This is a genomic window from Lacrimispora sp., assembly GCF_031982545.1.
GTDB lineage: Bacteria > Bacillota > Clostridia > Lachnospirales > Lachnospiraceae > Lacrimispora.
In genome coordinates, this window is the sequence record NZ_DALYXB010000004.1 from 241,466 (window position 1) to 258,650 (window position 17,185).

Annotated in this window: 18 protein-coding genes; 3 read left to right on the top strand and 15 right to left on the bottom strand. The window is 40.2% G+C overall.

Annotated elements, in window-relative coordinates:
- Positions 1-157: 157 nt before the first annotated feature.
- From ABS301_RS08740 to ABS301_RS08765, 6 genes are all read right to left on the bottom strand, one after another.
- The gene (locus ABS301_RS08740) at positions 158-781 is read right to left on the bottom strand and encodes a hypothetical protein (RefSeq protein WP_349671856.1); all 624 of its coding nucleotides are present in this window, start codon (positions 779-781) and stop codon (positions 158-160) included.
- Between the two features lie 84 nt (positions 782-865).
- A complete protein-coding gene (locus ABS301_RS08745) occupies positions 866-1,615 on the bottom strand; it encodes an energy-coupling factor ABC transporter ATP-binding protein (RefSeq protein ID WP_349671857.1) in 750 nt (249 codons plus the stop codon).
- Between the two features lies 1 nt (position 1,616).
- Positions 1,617-2,441, bottom strand: coding sequence for an energy-coupling factor transporter transmembrane component T (locus ABS301_RS08750; RefSeq protein WP_349671858.1), 825 nt, complete (start codon positions 2,439-2,441; stop codon positions 1,617-1,619).
- Entirely contained in the window at positions 2,431-3,435 is a 1,005-nt protein-coding gene (cbiM, locus tag ABS301_RS08755) for a cobalt transporter CbiM (RefSeq protein ID WP_349671859.1), read from the bottom strand. Before cbiM ends, ABS301_RS08750 begins: the two co-directional genes overlap by 11 nt.
- 104 nt (positions 3,436-3,539) lie before the next feature.
- Positions 3,540-4,070, bottom strand: coding sequence for a YcxB family protein (locus ABS301_RS08760; RefSeq protein ID WP_349671860.1), 531 nt, complete (start codon positions 4,068-4,070; stop codon positions 3,540-3,542).
- A 109-nt stretch (positions 4,071-4,179) separates the two neighbouring features.
- Complete coding sequence (locus tag ABS301_RS08765; protein ID WP_349671861.1) at positions 4,180-4,701, bottom strand: nitroreductase family protein; 522 nt, start codon at positions 4,699-4,701, stop codon at positions 4,180-4,182.
- A gap of 143 nt (positions 4,702-4,844) precedes the next feature.
- Between ABS301_RS08765 and rsmH the strand changes: the two genes are divergently transcribed.
- Both rsmH and ABS301_RS08775 read left to right on the top strand, forming a co-directional pair.
- Positions 4,845-5,894, top strand: a complete 1,050-nt coding sequence (gene rsmH, locus ABS301_RS08770; protein WP_349671862.1) for a 16S rRNA (cytosine(1402)-N(4))-methyltransferase RsmH — start codon at positions 4,845-4,847, stop codon at positions 5,892-5,894.
- A gap of 17 nt (positions 5,895-5,911) precedes the next feature.
- Positions 5,912-6,733, top strand: a complete 822-nt coding sequence (locus tag ABS301_RS08775; RefSeq protein WP_349671863.1) for a CPBP family intramembrane glutamic endopeptidase — start codon at positions 5,912-5,914, stop codon at positions 6,731-6,733.
- A 78-nt stretch (positions 6,734-6,811) separates the two neighbouring features.
- On the opposite strand, the gene ABS301_RS08780 is transcribed toward ABS301_RS08775, so the two are convergent.
- The 5 genes from ABS301_RS08780 to pdxR all read right to left on the bottom strand — a co-directional run bounded on the left by ABS301_RS08780 (position 6,812) and on the right by pdxR (position 13,296).
- Positions 6,812-8,596, bottom strand: coding sequence for a collagen-binding domain-containing protein (locus ABS301_RS08780; RefSeq protein WP_349671864.1), 1,785 nt, complete (start codon positions 8,594-8,596; stop codon positions 6,812-6,814).
- Positions 8,597-8,713: 117 nt separating this feature from the next.
- Entirely contained in the window at positions 8,714-9,898 is a 1,185-nt protein-coding gene (locus ABS301_RS08785; protein ID WP_349671865.1) for a helix-turn-helix domain-containing protein, read from the bottom strand.
- 203 nt (positions 9,899-10,101) lie between these two features.
- Complete coding sequence (locus tag ABS301_RS08790; RefSeq protein WP_349671866.1) at positions 10,102-11,478, bottom strand: DEAD/DEAH box helicase; 1,377 nt, start codon at positions 11,476-11,478, stop codon at positions 10,102-10,104.
- Between the two features lie 42 nt (positions 11,479-11,520).
- Positions 11,521-11,682, bottom strand: a complete 162-nt coding sequence (locus ABS301_RS08795; RefSeq protein ID WP_170072144.1) for a hypothetical protein — start codon at positions 11,680-11,682, stop codon at positions 11,521-11,523.
- Positions 11,683-11,871: 189 nt separating this feature from the next.
- Positions 11,872-13,296 (bottom strand): MocR-like pyridoxine biosynthesis transcription factor PdxR, encoded by a 1,425-nt coding sequence (gene pdxR / locus ABS301_RS08800; RefSeq protein ID WP_349671867.1) that lies wholly within the window; start codon positions 13,294-13,296, stop codon positions 11,872-11,874.
- 115 nt (positions 13,297-13,411) lie between these two features.
- Here pdxR and ABS301_RS08805 point away from each other — a divergent pair, with 115 nt between their 5' ends.
- Positions 13,412-13,780, top strand: a complete 369-nt coding sequence (locus ABS301_RS08805; RefSeq protein WP_349671868.1) for a pyridoxamine 5'-phosphate oxidase family protein — start codon at positions 13,412-13,414, stop codon at positions 13,778-13,780.
- 121 nt (positions 13,781-13,901) lie between these two features.
- Here the strand turns inward: ABS301_RS08805 and ABS301_RS08810 are convergent, their stop codons facing one another.
- The 4 genes from ABS301_RS08810 to ABS301_RS08825 form a co-directional block, all read right to left on the bottom strand.
- Positions 13,902-15,182: an MFS transporter gene (locus ABS301_RS08810; RefSeq protein ID WP_349671869.1), complete on the bottom strand. Its 1,281-nt coding sequence runs from the start codon at positions 15,180-15,182 to the stop codon at positions 13,902-13,904.
- 25 nt (positions 15,183-15,207) lie between these two features.
- Positions 15,208-16,146, bottom strand: a complete 939-nt coding sequence (locus ABS301_RS08815) for a GNAT family N-acetyltransferase (RefSeq protein ID WP_349671870.1) — start codon at positions 16,144-16,146, stop codon at positions 15,208-15,210.
- Positions 16,147-16,349: 203 nt separating this feature from the next.
- Positions 16,350-16,700, bottom strand: a complete 351-nt coding sequence (locus ABS301_RS08820; RefSeq protein WP_349671871.1) for a DUF2085 domain-containing protein — start codon at positions 16,698-16,700, stop codon at positions 16,350-16,352.
- A gap of 20 nt (positions 16,701-16,720) precedes the next feature.
- On the bottom strand, positions 16,721-17,008 hold the full coding sequence (locus tag ABS301_RS08825; RefSeq protein WP_349671872.1) for a zinc-ribbon domain-containing protein: 288 nt from the start codon (positions 17,006-17,008) through the stop codon (positions 16,721-16,723).
- Positions 17,009-17,185: the final 177 nt, after the last annotated feature.

Consider the following 17,185-nt stretch of genomic DNA (forward strand, 5'->3'; position numbering starts at 1 on the left):
ATAGACGGAGAAGCAATTGATCTGCAAATCTACCTGATAAAAAGAATGGAGGGAGAGATTTGTAAACTAAAAAATAAATTATATAAAAACAAGCGCTCCCAGTGTCCTTTGAACACCTGGGGCGCTTGTTTAAATAAGCCATAAAAGCAATCAGCAGTTATTTATTTTTCAGATAATCGTAAATGTGCCCCATGCTCATATCTTTTTCCTCAATATGATCATTAACATCGTCTGTCATATCCTTCGCCAGAATAAAGCCCTTTTTATCCGCGAGGAATATTCTGGCTTTGGGGCGTGGTTCCATCCCCTGGGGACCGGCACCGGTAATGTAGTTAATAATAACAATTACATCCTTTAAATTATCCCCATTTACATCATGAAATGCCACCGACTCCACACTGTCAAAAAGCCCGGCATATTGATCCGTTTTATTATTTTCACCATAATAAGGAAATACAAAAACCACCTTACCATTATTCAACAGGTAAAATGAGACATCTTCAAAATCTGAACCAGCTGCAGGGCCGTATGATACAAACCTTACATCTCCCCAGTCACCCAGTTCCGCATGAAAGGACTGCTCTGGTATTATCCGGTTTTCATCCAGCTTTACATTCAGACCGGCTTCGTCTTTTGATTGCTTTCCCGTTTCAATTTGAATATGGATCTCACTGGTAGTTTCTGACTCCTGAGGCAGGTTCTCAGCCCTTTGCTTCTGGCATCCCGCAGTAAGACTTAAAGTCAGCATTGCTGCTGCAAATAAAATCACCTTTCTTTTCATTCTCTTTCCCCTAAAATACTATTAATCAATAATTTATTATATCTTTGGCTGATCAACTAATCAAGTCTTTCCATCTATATAAGTCTACACCTTGTATTGATAACACGTATCCACAAGATTTACCCTTTTTAACAGTTCCACATCTTTTAGCAGCTCCTCGGTGGCCATATCTGCCACAATGGTATGGGATTCACCAAAAAGAACAGCCCTATTGGATATTTCATGCACAAGCTCAAGATTATGAGTGGAAGTTATTAAAGTCTTCCCTGCTTTATTTAACTTTTTCAAAAAATCCACAAGCCATCTCTGGGTCTTGGGATCAAGTCCGTTCATTGGTTCATCAAGAACCAGAACCTCAGGATTTAATGACAGCACACAGGCAATCGCGACTTTCCGCTTTTCGCCTCCGCTTAAGTGATATGGAATTCTATTATGGAATTCCTGTATACCCAGCAAATTAAGACAGTCATTTACCCGATGTTCCACCTCTGATTCTAAAATCCCCATCTGCCTTGGTCCAAACGCAACTTCATCATAGACACTGGAACAAAACAGCTGCGTATCGGAATTTTGAAATACGAATCCGATTTTCTGATGAAGAAGCTTTGTAAATTTTTCATCCTGAAGTTTTTTATGAGTGACTTCTTCCCCATGAAACTGATAGCTTCCAAAGTCTGGAGAAATAATTCCATTTATCAGCTTTAACAGAGTAGACTTACCGCAGCCATTTGCCCCCATTAACGCAATTGCTTCACCTGTTTTTATGCTAAGATTAATGTGATCCAATGCAATCATATCCGAATATGAAAAACAGACATCTTTTAGTTTAATCATGTTACACCCTTCCAAAGTAAATAAATAAAGTGAAAAAGACAGCTATTATCCCAATATAGAGGTAGTCCCGCCATTTAAACTTTGACTTATCATTTAAATGATACTCTCCCGTAAATCCTCTGCATTCCATGGCATGATACATATCCTCGGCCATTTCTTTGGACTGAAGAAATACAGTTCCTGTAATTCCCGCCATTGACGAATACTTGCTGCAGTTCTTTCCCACAGACCGGAGTTTTAGCGCATAAAACATATTTAACGAGAATTCACCCAGCATATAAATATATTTGATTGTAATATCAAGTATGAATATAAAAATATCAGGTACATAAAATCGTTTCAGTGCCTGTGTAAGTGCACTCCACCTTGTGGAATGAGAAAGCAGACCCATGGCAGTGATTGTAGCAAACACTTTTGTAGTGATCATGATACTGCTATAGGTATTACCCAAAACAAATGCCGGCAGCATGACAATAGCCGTAAAGAAAGTAATACCCATACTCAGCTTTAAGATTACTACCATACGCAATGTATCCGTCATGCTTAATACCGCCAATAACCAGACATTTACAATTATAACAAATACAAAGCTTCTTGTGAGTGAAACCAGTAAAATTAATACGAGTGTGCCAAAAACCTGGAGGGGTACATTCATTTGAAATCCTGTTTCCCCTGGTGAATCCTGTTTTTTTATTCTGGACAGCACCTTAAATACAGACAGGATACTTTTGTTAACAAAAGTATCCTTATCGGCTGACGGTATGTAGTTCTCGTTTTTTAAAAGCCATTCCGGCATATCATCTACTTTAATTTCTTCATGATCCAACGTTGTTTCCAGCCTTTTCTTTTTTCAGATTACTGAGTATCTTAAAGAATATAATCATGATTGCCACACCAGCAACTGCAGACAATAAATATCCTGCTGCTTCCGGCAGACCGCTCACTGCGTAATCTGGCATAACAGCACTAAAATTAAACCCTTCCTTCATACCGTGAGGAACAAATCCCAGTGCATTCCCCCCAGATACTACTTCTTTAATTTCATCTGCTCCCCATTCACCCCACGCGGTTCCTGTCGCCAGAAGACCAAGGGGAGTAAAGCAGATAAGCCCGGCTACCAGACCGTAAACAGCTCTCGTCTTTTCTTTGGCGCCCTTATAAAATGTACCTGGAGAGACCTTTTTTATGTAAACAACAATTGCAGCCGTAAAAACAGCTTCCACAATTCCTGCAACCAGAAGATGGGGAATCAGCATGGCAGGTATGGAAACAGAGAGGGGGTAAGGACAATAAAGTGCCTGCCCCCGGCCATCTTTAAATAAAAGAGGCTGAATTCCAAATTCAATGGCGGCACAGAATGCAGCTATATTAATTCCAGCATAGGAGCCCAGAATAATACCCAGGTATTCCCCTTTTTCTGACCTGACATGATCTTTAATCAGTTTATAAATATAATATCCAAAAAACGGCAGAACAAATGCCATATTAAAACAATTCGCTCCAAAAGCAAGAATACCACCGTCGCCAAATAACAGAGCCTGAATGAAGAGAGCAACCGTAACACTGATGCAGGCGGCGTAAGGTCCCATTAAAATAGCCAGCAGCGTACCACCTACAGCATGCCCCGTTGTTCCTCCTGGAAGCGGTACATTAAACATCATAAGAAGAAATGAAAACGCTGCTCCCACACCAAGCAGGGGTATCTTTGCTTTAGGAATCTCTTCCTTTACCTTCCTGATTGCCTTTGTCCAAACAGGAACCATGGCAGCCCCCATAGCGGCACAGGTCGACGGACTTAAATAATTGTCTGGAATATGCATGTTCTTACCAACCTTTCATAATTTTACTTTCTGCTAAGTACAATTATAAAACGTTATTTAATCTCAGCAAGCCCCGGTGGAGGATATAATTTTATATTTTTATGTTAACTTGTAACCCTGCTTTCATAAATTCTGTCTGCAATAAAATTTTTAAAATCCTTTTTGTCTCCAATGACAAAGCTGTCCTTGGGAATCCGGAAAACAAAATCCGAATTGTGCCATAGATAAAAGTACTCATTATCTTCTGTGATTTTTTTAATGTGAGAATATTCGTAAACACTTTCCGTATTTCCTTCTTTTATTTTCATTACATCAGTAAATGTTGTGGATCTGATCCAATCGGACGAATCCAGCGACTTTCGCATACAATTATAAACCTTTGTATTTACTCTGTTAGACTGATAAAAGCACTTATAAGTAAAACCTGCACCAAGACCAAGAAGCACACACGCTCCTATCAATTCTTTCAATAACGCAAGTATCAATGCACATAGTAACGATATAATAAGAAATAAAATATTTCTACTTTTCCATGCCCGGTACTTTCTTTTTGCCTCCTCACCAACAAGATTGTTACTAAAATATAAATACCTGTCCAATGTCATGGTAAATTCACTCTTAAATATGATCTCCAAATGTCCCCCCTGTTCCCAGTCCCTTATGAACTGCCGCCTGCAATCCCTACAGCAAAAGCCTTTTTCAATTCATTCAATTCTCCCGCCAAAATATTTCCTACATAAATTACTAAAATCTATCAAAATGCAGCTTTTCCCGCTTGAGCATATCTTCCTCATACGGTTTCTTCTCTTCATCAGGATAACCAATGGAAATCAGGCATTCAACACTATACCGTCCAGGTATTCCCAGAACTTCTCTGATATAATCTCCAGCTGTTTCCTGCTCTTTATGAAATCTTTCCCTCACCTGAATCCAACACGAGCCAAGGCCTAAATCCTGAGCTGTTAACTGTATTATTGTTGCAGCTATGGACACATCTTCAATCCAAACGTCACTAAGTGTATGATCTGCAATTACCGCAATTGCAAGAGGGGCACCTGCCAAAAACCCCGAACCAGGATCTCTGCTTTGTGAAAGCTGGTTTATTATTTCTTTATTGGTGACTGCTACAAATTCCCAGGGTCTTATGGAGCGGGATGAGGGGGCCAGCAGCGCACTTTTTAGAATGGTATCAACCTTTTCCTGTTCAATCTCTTTGTTTTGAAACTTCCTGATGCTTCTTCTGGATTTCAAAATATCCAATAACATAATTTTTTACCTCCCATTTAAACATAGATAATTACATTATATAACGAAATAAAATAAAAACAATCATTTGCCATTCTGTCATGGGTTTGTTATCATGTAAGCAGATACATTTATAATAGATATTTTAAGAAGGTGGAACAAAAATGGATAATCAGGAACAAAAACATCAGCGCCGTCCCAGATACAAAGGGACTCATCCAAAGGCTTTTAAGGATAAATATAAAGAATTAAATCCGGAACTATATATTGATACCGTTGCTAAGGTAATTCAAAAGGGCAATACACCAGCTGGCATGCATCGATCTATCTGCGTACAGGAAATACTGGATATTTTAAAAATCACCCCCGGCGAGACCGGATTAGACGCAACCTTAGGCTACGGCGGTCATACATTAGAGATGCTTAAATGTCTGGATTCAAAAGGGCATTTGTATGCAACCGATGTGGATTCTATCGAATTACCCCGGACGCGGGAACGCCTGGAGAATCTGGGATATGGTCCGGAGATACTGACAATCAGGCAAACCAATTTTTCCAATATTGATGAGATAATCCCAGAGTCCGGTCCCCTGGATTTTATCCTGGCTGATTTGGGTGTATCTTCCATGCAGATAGACAACCCGGATCGGGGATTTTCATTTAAAACCGAGGGTCCTCTTGATCTGCGGCTGAATCCGACAAAGGGAATCTCTGCTGCTGAGCGCTTAAAAACCGTATCCCAGAATGAATTATGCGGCATGCTTTTAGAGAATGCAGACGAGCCTCATGCTGAAGAAATTGCCCGTGCGGTAACTTTAGCAATAAAAAAAGGGGAAGAGGTTGCAACAACCGGCCAGCTCCGGCAGATTATTAAAGATACGCTGAAATTCATTCCGGAAAAGGACAGAGAGAATGAAATTAAAAAATCCTGCCAGCGATGCTTCCAGGCGCTGCGGATTGATGTGAACAATGAATTCGAGGTATTATACGACTTTTTAGAAAAACTTCCGGATGCCCTGGCCAAAGGGGGGCGTGTGGCGATTCTTACTTTTCATTCAGGGGAAGACCGTCTTGTAAAAAAATCGTTTCAGCGTCTCCATCGAAGCGGTATATATAAAGAAATCGCGCCTGATGCAATCAGACCTTCTGCAGAAGAATGTAATTCCAACGGACGTGCCCGGTGTGCTAAATTACGCTGGGCCATAAAATCATAACTCTGAAAGGAATAATTATGCCAAAGCCAGGTTCCAATCATATGAACGGGTATATGAAACATCTATTATGTTTTGTCGTAAGTACTTACCTGGTTACATGGGGCTTATGGCTTGCGGCCTTTCAGATTAACGGTTTCTTTCGTATTTTAGGTTCCTTTGTCCCTTCTGTTATGGGTATTTTATTTATTTATCGAAAAAGCGGAAAAGAAGGTTTAAGGACATTATTTAACAGTCTTAAGCACTATCGGGTTAAATGGTATGTGTATTTATTCGTTACGTTTTATACAATTTTTTCCTTACTATTCCCCCATTTATTGGCTGGCATATTTCAACATTCAGTGCCATTTCAGATTAATAAGAGTATTGGCATCTTTAATATCTCTGACCCAATTGCTGCTTTTGTCTGTTTTTGGGCAATTTTAATAGCCGGCGGACCGCTGGGCGAAGAATTTGGCTGGAGAGGTTTCCTGCTTCCGGAGCTGGAGAAAAAACTATCTCCGTGTACTTCTGGTATTGTAATTGGAATTGTCTGGACATGTTGGCATTTACCCATGTTTTTGTTCCATGTAGATGGTTATGAGATTTCGTTTTTATTGTATTTAATTCAGACGATCTCTTTAAGCATAATCTGCACCTGGATCTACCATGCTTCAGGTAAAAGTATACTGATGATTCTTTTGTTCCATACAGCAGATAATTTTGTCTGCTCCATAGCTTATCAAGCATTGTTAAATGGAAAAAATGTCTACACAGCTTTTTACTGGATTATTCAGATAATAATGTTAATTTACATTGTATCAGATCTGAGAAAATATAATGAATCTGACCGGGTTTATTAAAATGCAAAAAAGCTGCCGCAATTGGGTAATTAACCGCTTGCGGCAGTTTTTTATCATTCAAAACACATTTTATAATAATTAATCAATCATGAGACTGGCTACACCGATGTTATTCAGTGTAATAATTGGCTTACACCAGAATGTGTTCCAACAGTTCTCACACATCCTTACTTTTAAAATATAGCAGCCATCATAAGGAGCTGCAAATTCAAAGCAGCCACAGCCACAGATCTTGATACAGAACATCATTGTATCAACATCATTGACCCTCTTGTATAATTTTACTTCCCAATCATGGAAATCACCGCAGCCGCAGCCCCAGATACATCCAGCAATAATACCTGGCTTAATCAGACATTCCTGGCAGACTGGACAGGGCTCTGGCTTTGGACATTCCGGACAGACCGGACAGGGTTCTGGTTTCGGGCACTCCGGACAAACCGGACAGACCGGACATGTTGGGCAGGGCTCAGGCTTCGGACATTCTGGGCAGACCGGACATGTTGGACAGGGCTCGGGCTTCGGACACGCCGGACAAGTCGGACAGGGCTCGGGCTTCGGGCACACCGGACAGGTCGGGCACGGCTGAGGTTTGGGACATGCCGGGCAGGGCTCAGGCTTCGGGCACACCGGACAGGCAGGGCATGGTTCCGGCTTGGGACATGGCGGCGGAGTCGGGCAGGTCGGGCATGGCGGCGGGGTCGGACATGGCTCAGGTGTGGGACATGGCGGCGGGGTCGGACATGGTACAGGTGCAGGGGGTGCCGGACAAGTCGGACATACCACAGGCTGCTCCTCATTTCCCGGTGATACCTCTGGCACTTCTGGTGCCGGAACCTGGCACATTACGCCTCCCACAAAGGGGTAATAATGAAATTCAAAGCCGCTGGCCGCATTGACTGCAAATGACCCCAAAGCCGCGTTACCACTTACATGACCGCCAGTGGGATGGGCATGGAACATTGCCTGGGGTGCCAGTATACTTCCCCAGATATCGGAGGATTTTTCCATATAAATATTTGTGGCATCCTCAAATACATACAAAGTCCGGTTGGCTTTACTTTCTTCTCCATAGAGACCATATTGAAGATGAGCATCAGGACCTGTTCTCAGCCTTACGATAACATTACTGCCTTGGGGAACTTCTGCACGGATCCCTTTGTTAACCAGACCGTTTGGCCTCACATCAATCAGGAATACATTCTGTACAGGATCATTTCCCCTTAATATCCATTCGTAATTATTATCTACTACAGTTCCGGTTGGTGTTAAATTATCAATACAGTTTTTATAGTATCCAATTCCGTTCTTTGCATCCTGAAAGAATTTTGAAACGTCTGCATGTATTCTGCCTGCAGGTATATATCTTGGAACATCATAGCTGGAAATCAGATAATGATTTCCTTTGTCTGATGGTGTCCAATACTGACTCCCGCCATTTGCCTGATATAAAGCTGCGAGCTCTTTTGCCTGGTCCGCCTTTCCACTTTTTCCAATTAAGTATGTGCTTCCCTTGCCTGCACGGAAGCCGCCGCCGACAACCGTATGACCTACAATCACCAGTGGCTCACTCATTGCCACATTGCCGCCAACGAGAAAACGTACCAGATCCGGTGAGTAATTGGCATCTCTGCTGCCCTTATCTCTGGAAAAACCAGCGCTGAAACCTCTTGGGCTGTAAAAACTTCCTCCAATGGCCACAGGTCCTTCCACGTCAACAATGTTATTGGCATCATTAAATACAATAACATTTAATTTGGAGGCTGGACCAAAGGGCTGACCTTCTATATCATACCAGTTTATATTATCATAGGGTAATCCAGCACTCGCTAATGCTCCACTACTATAACTACTACCATCCATATAAACTCCTGTAAACTGCTCCGATTGCATTTTTATTCTCAGTTCATTTTATTCCTATGGAAATGGTTCTGTGCGGTTTTTTCGTGTTATTAAATATATTTTCAATCAATATTTTACCTATCTTTTAATTGCTTTCATAACAAACGTAACCGGGAGCATACTGGCTTTCTTCGCAAAGCTGTTGTCCTTTAATTTTATTATGTCCTCATCAGATTCTTCAATCAACTGTTCAATAACGAATCCGGACCGTGCCAATGCATTGATGTAAGTTGATAATTTACGGTCTGACAGCGACAGCACGCCTTCTCCAACGGAGACGGAGTACCATGATTCGTCAAAATAACTTTTTTTAAAGACAAGCATATCGTCTTCCGCTGCGACACATTTATGTATGGGATGTGACCAGCTGAAAATAAATACACCTCCTTTTTTGAGATAAGAAGCAATCCGCCGGAATGTTCCATCCAGATCAGTGGTCCAGCCTATCCCATATACAGAATAGACGAAATCAAAATAATCCTCTGGCAGCCCGCACTCCTCTTCCATAGACGAGCAAATCAGTTTTGCTGTGAGATTACACGTCTTAAGATGCTGCTCTGCTTTATTTATCTGCTCCCTGGTAATATCAATCCCCCATAGCTCAGATGCCCTGCGCTCCCCTAAATACTGTAGTGAATGGCCACTTCCACAGCCTATTTCCAATACTTTTTTACCGGCTACCTCATCAAAAAAACGGCACGTTTCTTCCGAAACAAATGCCCCATAAAGCGGAAGTGCCGTTGCTCCTAACACCTGGTTTCCCTTTGTACCCCAAAATAATTTGTTGGTTTTATGAATAGTTTCCCTGTCCAGATCTACCGATACAGCATAGCCGACTTCTCCTGCACCAATAATATTTGTTCTTTGATTCACATCTCTTTCCACTGCGATACCCTCCATTAATACCAGTTTAAAGGTTAAAGGCGGGAATTGGTTCAGCATAATCCCCTTGTCACGGGCGTGGGATGGTGCTACCCCATGTAATTGTCGGAATGCCCTTGCAAAAGCGGCCTGGGACTCATATCCGTAGCGCTGTGCAATATCAATGATCTTATCTCCGTTTCGGATGTCACTCACTGCCACGGTTAACCGCCTGCGGCGGATATACTCCGATACTGGGATTTGAGTCAGAAAGGAAAAAATTCTACGAAACTCCCATTCAGAGCAATTCATATATTGCGCGGCTGTATTATAGTCTGGTTTTCCCGAAAGATTATTTTCAATATATTCCATTGCCCGGTTCATTTGCTTTTGCCAATCCATTGCCTTACCTCCAGTGGGAATTATATCAGAGAATTGAAAGGTATACTTTGCAGAAGGTGTATTTAAATGCAAAGCCCATTTTATTTGATATAAGAATTGTATCTGATGTGATCAGCTTTGTCTATCTTTCCCCCTATAAATGGACATGTACTTTAGTAAAAGAGAGGCATTGAGATTTTCATCAATCTCAATGCCTCTCTTATTTATTTGCTGCTTTTTCTTCTTGTTGAAAAACTATTATAACTCTTTTTCTCTTTTAATGTACCATCCGCTGTCATCCGATATTTTTTCTTTGCGGCTGATGCCTTTTTTCCCGCTACGGGTTGGTGTGATTCTCTTTTTGATGTCGCATTGGATTTCTGTGAAGATGGATGGCTTTTTGCCTTTTCTGTACGTCCTGTATCTCTTTTGGGCTGAGTGGTTTTTATTGCCGGAAAGTTATTTTTTAATGGATAAGGATGATCGCTCACCTCTGTTAATTTTTTTCCAATTAACCGTTCAATATCTTTCAGCTGCTCTTTTTCATCAAAATCGCAAAAGGATATTGCTGTTCCGGAAAGGCCTGCTCTGCCTGTACGCCCAATCCGGTGTACATATGTCTCAGGAGTATCCGGCAGGTCAAAGTTTATGACATGGGTTAATTCATCAATGTCGATTCCTCTTGCTGCAATATCTGTAGCAAGCAGAATCCGCAGTGTTTTGTCTTTAAAGCAGCTTAGTGCACGCTGACGTGCTCCCTGGGATTTATCCCCGTGAATCGCCTGTGCCGATACGTTACTCCTTGCCAATTGCTTGATCAGACGGTCCGCACCATGCTTTGTACGTACAAATACCAGGACAGAAACAATCTCTTTATTTTCCAGAATGTGCAAAAGCAAATCCTTTTTACTGCTTTTATCCGTGTAATAGAGATACTGGTTAATGGTATCCACGGTTGAAGATACCGGGGTTATTTTTACTTCCGCTGGATTTTTAAGAATCGTACCTGCCAGCCTGGCAATATCTGGTGGCATCGTAGCGGAAAAAAACAAGGTCTGCTTCTTTGGGGGTGTTTTTGCTATAATCTTTTTCACATCATTTATAAATCCCATATCCAGCATACGGTCAGCTTCGTCCAGAATCAGTATTTTTAAATGATCTATATTTATAAGCTTCTGATCCATGAGTGCCAGCAGTCTGCCCGGAGTTGCCACAAGGATATCAACTCCCCGTTTTAACTCTTCCTCCTGTGGTTTTTGGGATACTCCTCCAAAGACCACACAGCTTTTTAAATTGGTAAACTGTCCGTAGGTATGAAAACTTTCATGAATCTGAAGAGCCAGTTCTCTGGTTGGTGTTATAACAAGCGCCCTAATATTTTGTTTTGTAGTACGAGGGGCATTTTCCTTGCTTAAGAGCTGAAGGGTTGGTATGGCAAATGCGGCCGTCTTTCCAGTACCTGTCTGGGCACAGCCCAATAAATCCCTGCCTTCCAATATAACGGGGATTGCTTCTTCCTGAATCGGTGTGGGAGTTTCGTAATTTTCTTTTTCCAGTGCCTTAATAATATCAGGCATAATCTTTAAATCTTTAAACTGCATGCATTCTCCTCTAAAATCTGTATTGTCTGTCCTAATTCACATTTACTGTGAAATTTTATGCGTTCTTGTAAATTCAATTCCTATATTCTTATTCCTCTTTTCAACTTTACCGCAGCCAATTTTCTTTTCAGCCTGTAAAAAAGCACCCTTGGATTTCTTCTCTTCCAGTAATTTTTTCATTTTTTCTATATCTTTCATTGACATCTCGTATTCCTCCAATCATTTATTGATCTATTATCTTTCAAAGGTAAAGGCTCTATTCTTTAAGAATAGAGCCTCTAAAAACGTTTGAAAATAGTTACCTATCTATGGTGTCAGTATACAGAATAAGTGGCTGTTTGTCAAGAATACAGGCTAATTAGTCATTTTTGACAATTATTTTATATTTAAATTCTATGTCGTAAGTGTATTGGGATTGCTCCACGCCTTTGATAATTGCTCGATTCCTTTGGTCAGTTGTTTTTCTGTTACATTTCCAAAGCTTAATAAAACCATATTATTAGAATAACAAGGAACATCATGCCAAAATATTGATACGGGGTAAACCAATACCCCATATTCCTTTGCACGTTCAATCATTTCCTTTTCCGTTAATCCCTGTGTGGATTCAAGCAGAATATGAAAGCCTGCATATTTACCATGAATTACTACTTCGTCGCTCATTAATTCATGAATCAGACGTATCAGCAGATCATGCTTACGTTTATTTATAACACATAACTTACGCAAATGACTTTCAAAATGCCCGGAGTAAATAAATTCATAAAGAATTCGCTGTTGAATTATGGATACAGGCGATTGATATAATTTAAACTTTTCATCATAACGTTTCAGCCATTTCTGAGGCAATACCATATAACTGACTCGTAAACTTGGGGATAAAGACTTGGACATTGTTCCAATATATATAACATTTTCATTTCCGGAGACATTGCTGATTGATGGAATAGGTCTTGTATTGTAACGTAATTCACTGTCATAATCATCTTCAATAATTATTCCATCGTTTTTCGCAGCCCACTCCAGTAAAAGCAATCTCTTTTGTATGGGCATAACTGCACCTGTCGGAAATTGATGGGATGGTGTTACATAAATCACCTGAGCTGAGCTATTTTCTAACTCTTTTACATTTACCCCATCTATTTCAACGCTTACAGAGACCGTATTAAATCCATTATGCTCAAAAATCTCTCTTGCGCCGAAATAGCCAGGCTCTTCAAAAGCGATTTGGCTGTAAGTATTCCGGAACAGCTGACTTAATAAAGATAGTGCAGACTCTAAACCGGAGCATAAAATAATCTGCTCTGCACTGCAGGAAACACCTCTGGACTTCCTTAAATATTCTGCCAGTTTTATTCTTAACTGCAGTTCACCCTTGGGATCACTATACATTGTCATATCTTCTGTATTCAATGATGCCAACGCTTTCATTGAAACTTTTCGCCATATATTTTGAGGGAAGTCCTGTGGATTTAAGTATCCATATTGAAAATTACAGATCATATTTTCCTGTATTTTACGTCCTTTATGCTCTGTTGGAAACTCAACACTCTTTCTATCATTACCCAGGGAAAATATATTATGAATGTCCTGTACATAAAATCCGCTTCCAACTCTGCTTTCAACATATCCTTCTGAAGAAAGCTGCAGGTAAGCCTTTTCTACCGTATTTCTGCCAACTGCAAGTGAATCTGCAAAATAGCGGATAGATACTAATTTTGAACCCTCAGGCAGCTCCCCTCTTATGATCTCATCTCTAAGCTGTTCATAAATTTGTATATATTTAGGAGTTTGTACATTGTTATTTAATATTATCATATTCTCCTCCAACTGTATCCTCCAAATAGTTCATAATTGGCTCTTCCATACATGCCAATTCAATATTATACTTAAATTGCAAAACTGTCAATTTAAAAACTACAGGAGGTTTCATATGTCCAACGAAAAATTATATGAAGTTATTAGACACGAGGGTGTAGTAGCAATTGTATCCAGCGGAAATGACGAACCACATGTCGTTAATACATGGAATTCATATGTTGTCATAGAAAACAACAAAATGTTTATCCCTGCTGCCGGAATGCGCAAAACCCAAAAGAACATAGAACATAATAACCGTGTATTGGTCACATTAGGAAGCAAAGAAGTAATGGGGCACAAACATATGGGAGCAGGATTTCTGATCAATGGAACCGCAGATTTTCTGGAATCCGGCTCTGAATTTGATATGATGAAAGAGAAGTTTCCATTTCTGACCAGAGTTCTGGAAATTACAATTGAGACAGTTAAGCAAACAATTTAGACCTGAAAAACTATAATTAATAACTTTTCCGGGAGTTTTAAAGGGGCATCTGTTACAGCTGCAGATTTAACCCTTTAAAACTCCCAGTTTTTTTTACCTGGAATATTTTATGGAGACTATATCACTCTTCTGCAAATTCAGGATCGCAGATTTTACCAACAATGATTATTGCAATGGTATAGATTGTAAATGTAAATATAAATGGTAAACGGCGGTCTATACTGGACAACCAGCCTGCCAGGTAACCAAAGGGAGAAGCAAATGCAATAGTAAATGACATAATAAGAGCATTAATGCGAGCCCGTTCATCGGGATTGATGTTTAGCTGTAGCAGGGCATCTTTGCGAGGCATTACAAGTCCGCCTGCCACCGCCCCAACAAAAACATAGACGATAATAAACGGCATACTGCCAATAGGAGTCAGGATCAGAAGAACGGAGCACGCGGCATATAATACCAGTCCGATCCACATTGGTATCCGAAATTTCACGGATTCCAAACGGTGCTGTACACCAATCATGAAAATCAGCATTACAGCGGCATTTAAAATTGGGAAAAAGGCAAGATATCGGTCTGCAATTCCCAGCCTTTGCGTCACATACAGGCTAAAGAAGCTGGTGTTTACCAGATTTGCTATATGTAATATTACACAGACAATCAGCACTTTCACAATCTCTTTATTCACCAGTACTTTTGGTATTAAATCCTTATATTCATAAATCATCTGAAAGACAGAGGTGTTTTTCGTTTCAGCCATGCGAATCTTCCCCTGCCGGGTTTCTTCACAATACCGGAACGTAATAATCACTTTAATCAGCATATTTACAGCAAAAACAACATATAGGACACGTACAACCGGGACCACAGAAAAGGTATTGATCAGCAATCCAGAAATGGGGGCAAAGAAGATTGCAATCAGACCGCCAATATTTACCCATGTATAGATTCCGATTAAATCCCTGGAGTCTGCATCTTCTATCAGCAGACAGTACCACGCAGTCTGGTTAATCTGTTCAAAACTGTTAAATAAAACTGCTGTTAAAAAGAACCAGAAATTACCAGAAGCAGCCCATATAAGGCAGGCAACACCCCAGCCGAAGAAATCCCCCATCATGGTTGTGAATTTACGCCCCAGCTTATCAGTGAGGATCCCTCCAGTAAAAGAAAAAAGCACCTGAACAGCCATGGAAATCGATAATATCAAACCAATCTGAACGTCTGTTATTCCCTGTGTATACATATATAATGTGGCAAAAGGTGCAATCAAATTATAGGGAATTCCCCAGAGAGGCTCCATTAAAATCAGAGTCTTTGGATTTCCCTTGTTATTCTTTAACAATTCAATCAGTGGATGCTTTGACAACGCTTTTAGTTTTTGTGTTATATTAACTGGATTCTCCATTTTGTGATCGTTTCCTTCTTCACATTTACTTTAACTCAAAATAATCCATAACCGATGTTTCCTGAAATCCGCAGGATTTGTATAAGTTGAGAGCCGTTCCATTTTCCGCAGCCACCTGAAGCATCACCTCTGTGGCTTTTGCATCTTTCAGCTTTTCTACTGCAAAAATGAGAATTGCCCGTCCAAACCCTTTTCCCCTGAACTCAGGCAGTACACCAAGACCATAGATTCCGCCAGTACCACTATCAGACATCTGAAGATTTACCTTCCCGATTACCCCTTCTTCCTTTTCAGCAATATAGATAGTCATGCCTCGTTTTTCTTCCTCTTCGGGCAGAAGAATACCCCTATCTTCAGTATCCTCATTTTCTTCTTCCCAATCATCACCAAAATAAATCATGTTTTGCCGGGATATCTCTGAAGCGTCTGCATTGACCGCTTTTCTGAATGTGATACCAGAAGGCTGCTGTTTTTCCACCGTCTCATAAGATTTATGATTCAGATACATTTCAAATTCGGAAAATTTATAAACAGCACTGATCTTTTTTAAAAACTCCTGGCCGGAAATGGATTTTTTATCGCACAAGGCCAGAATTCCTTCTGCATTTCTTCTTCTGCATTCTGCAATGACCAGTTCCATCAGTTTTGAAAAAATCCCCTGACGTCTGTACATAGGATGTACCATTCCTGTAATCTCCAATGGTTGTGTTATTCCTCCAAAACTGCATATCCCCATATAGCCGATTAATTCTTCACCGCTAAAATACATGAATTCATTTATATCAGAAATAACGATATCCGCCGCTCTGTTTTGAGCATCACTCAGTTTATAGTCCAGTTCAAGTTTCAGAGTGATTTGATCGTTTTTGACGCATTGTATTTCAAGCATGTGAATCAATTCATAATCTTTTTGATCAAGATTACTTTTTAACTTCAAATAGGCGCCTCCTATTATTTTATCCATATATCATTCTCCCTTAAAATTTAGATATCATATTGTGACCGATTGATCGTGTTTCGTTTGCCAATCAAAAAGGCAGGACCGGACGCCAATCGGATGAACTTTATTGATGAGTCGCCATAAAATAGCGTTCCTCACCAAGTTACACTTCATCGTCTTCGTGTCTGCTCCTGCCTTTTTTCATTTGCCAGATTTAACTGATCCGCCTAAACCATATGATATCCAAACCAATATGTAGCAATCATACTTGTCAGAAACAGATAAAAAAGACCATATCCAAAAAACAGGCCGGTTAAAAACCTCCTGATATTGGTGCTTTCATATTTAGTCAGTAACTGAATGCCACCGTCAAGTATCATGGGAATCAAGAAAATCAAAGCATATAAAATTGGTGGGTGATACATGGCATAGGATATTCCTAATAACAGGATCCCCACCAATTCACCGGTACATCTTGCACAAATCGGAAATTGCTTTCCATTCAGAAAAAATGAACGTTCCGCCCTGCAATGGCAGCCAAAAAAAATTGGGAGCCATCGATAGAAAAAACCACTCATAACAAGTAGGGCCGCCGGTTTTAATAACCCGCCATAGCACCCAGAAGTCCCAGTCCAAACACTAATACATAAAAAAGAATCAAGCAAACAACGCTAATTAATGCGCCAATACCTGCTGCTTTCGCAGTCTTTGGTTTTGAATCTTTCCAAACCAGAAACAGAATTAATCCTACTAATGGAATACAGCAGCCTAAAAGTCCCCACCCAAAACCGCCATTATCAACCACTTGAGATGTCTGTGCTACACCACAATGTGGGCAGATGGCTGCTTTGTCATCAATCTCTTTTGCACAATTTTTACAATACATCTTTTGTATCCTCCACTTTTATATAATAATAATTTTAATTAGAAGCAAATCAGATTTCTTCTAATATAATGAAATATACCATATTTTGGCATATTATTCCATAATGTTTTGCATAATTACAAAAAAACGTCACAATTACTATTGTTCTGACATTTTCTGCCACTAATCTGCAACATA

What these genes read in the sequence shown, in the direction of transcription:
- ABS301_RS08740 (WP_349671856.1), bottom strand. Translation starts at nt 781, where the DNA reads ATGAAAAGAAAGGTGATTTTATTTGCAGCAGCAATGCTGACTTTAAGT.
- ABS301_RS08745 (WP_349671857.1), bottom strand. Translation starts at nt 1,615, where the DNA reads ATGATTAAACTAAAAGATGTCTGTTTTTCATATTCGGATATGATTGCA.
- cbiM (WP_349671859.1), bottom strand. Translation starts at nt 3,435, where the DNA reads ATGCATATTCCAGACAATTATTTAAGTCCGTCGACCTGTGCCGCTATG.
- ABS301_RS08765 (WP_349671861.1), bottom strand. Translation starts at nt 4,701, where the DNA reads ATGTTATTGGATATTTTGAAATCCAGAAGAAGCATCAGGAAGTTTCAA.
- rsmH (WP_349671862.1), top strand. Translation starts at nt 4,845, where the DNA reads ATGGATAATCAGGAACAAAAACATCAGCGCCGTCCCAGATACAAAGGG.
- ABS301_RS08775 (WP_349671863.1), top strand. Translation starts at nt 5,912, where the DNA reads ATGCCAAAGCCAGGTTCCAATCATATGAACGGGTATATGAAACATCTA.
- ABS301_RS08780 (WP_349671864.1), bottom strand. Translation starts at nt 8,596, where the DNA reads ATGGATGGTAGTAGTTATAGTAGTGGAGCATTAGCGAGTGCTGGATTA.
- ABS301_RS08785 (WP_349671865.1), bottom strand. Translation starts at nt 9,898, where the DNA reads ATGGATTGGCAAAAGCAAATGAACCGGGCAATGGAATATATTGAAAAT.
- ABS301_RS08790 (WP_349671866.1), bottom strand. Translation starts at nt 11,478, where the DNA reads ATGCAGTTTAAAGATTTAAAGATTATGCCTGATATTATTAAGGCACTG.
- ABS301_RS08795 (WP_170072144.1), bottom strand. Translation starts at nt 11,682, where the DNA reads ATGTCAATGAAAGATATAGAAAAAATGAAAAAATTACTGGAAGAGAAG.
- pdxR (WP_349671867.1), bottom strand. Translation starts at nt 13,296, where the DNA reads ATGATAATATTAAATAACAATGTACAAACTCCTAAATATATACAAATT.
- ABS301_RS08805 (WP_349671868.1), top strand. Translation starts at nt 13,412, where the DNA reads ATGTCCAACGAAAAATTATATGAAGTTATTAGACACGAGGGTGTAGTA.
- ABS301_RS08810 (WP_349671869.1), bottom strand. Translation starts at nt 15,182, where the DNA reads ATGGAGAATCCAGTTAATATAACACAAAAACTAAAAGCGTTGTCAAAG.
- ABS301_RS08815 (WP_349671870.1), bottom strand. Translation starts at nt 16,146, where the DNA reads ATGGATAAAATAATAGGAGGCGCCTATTTGAAGTTAAAAAGTAATCTT.
- ABS301_RS08820 (WP_349671871.1), bottom strand. Translation starts at nt 16,700, where the DNA reads ATGAGTGGTTTTTTCTATCGATGGCTCCCAATTTTTTTTGGCTGCCAT.
- ABS301_RS08825 (WP_349671872.1), bottom strand. Translation starts at nt 17,008, where the DNA reads ATGTATTGTAAAAATTGTGCAAAAGAGATTGATGACAAAGCAGCCATC.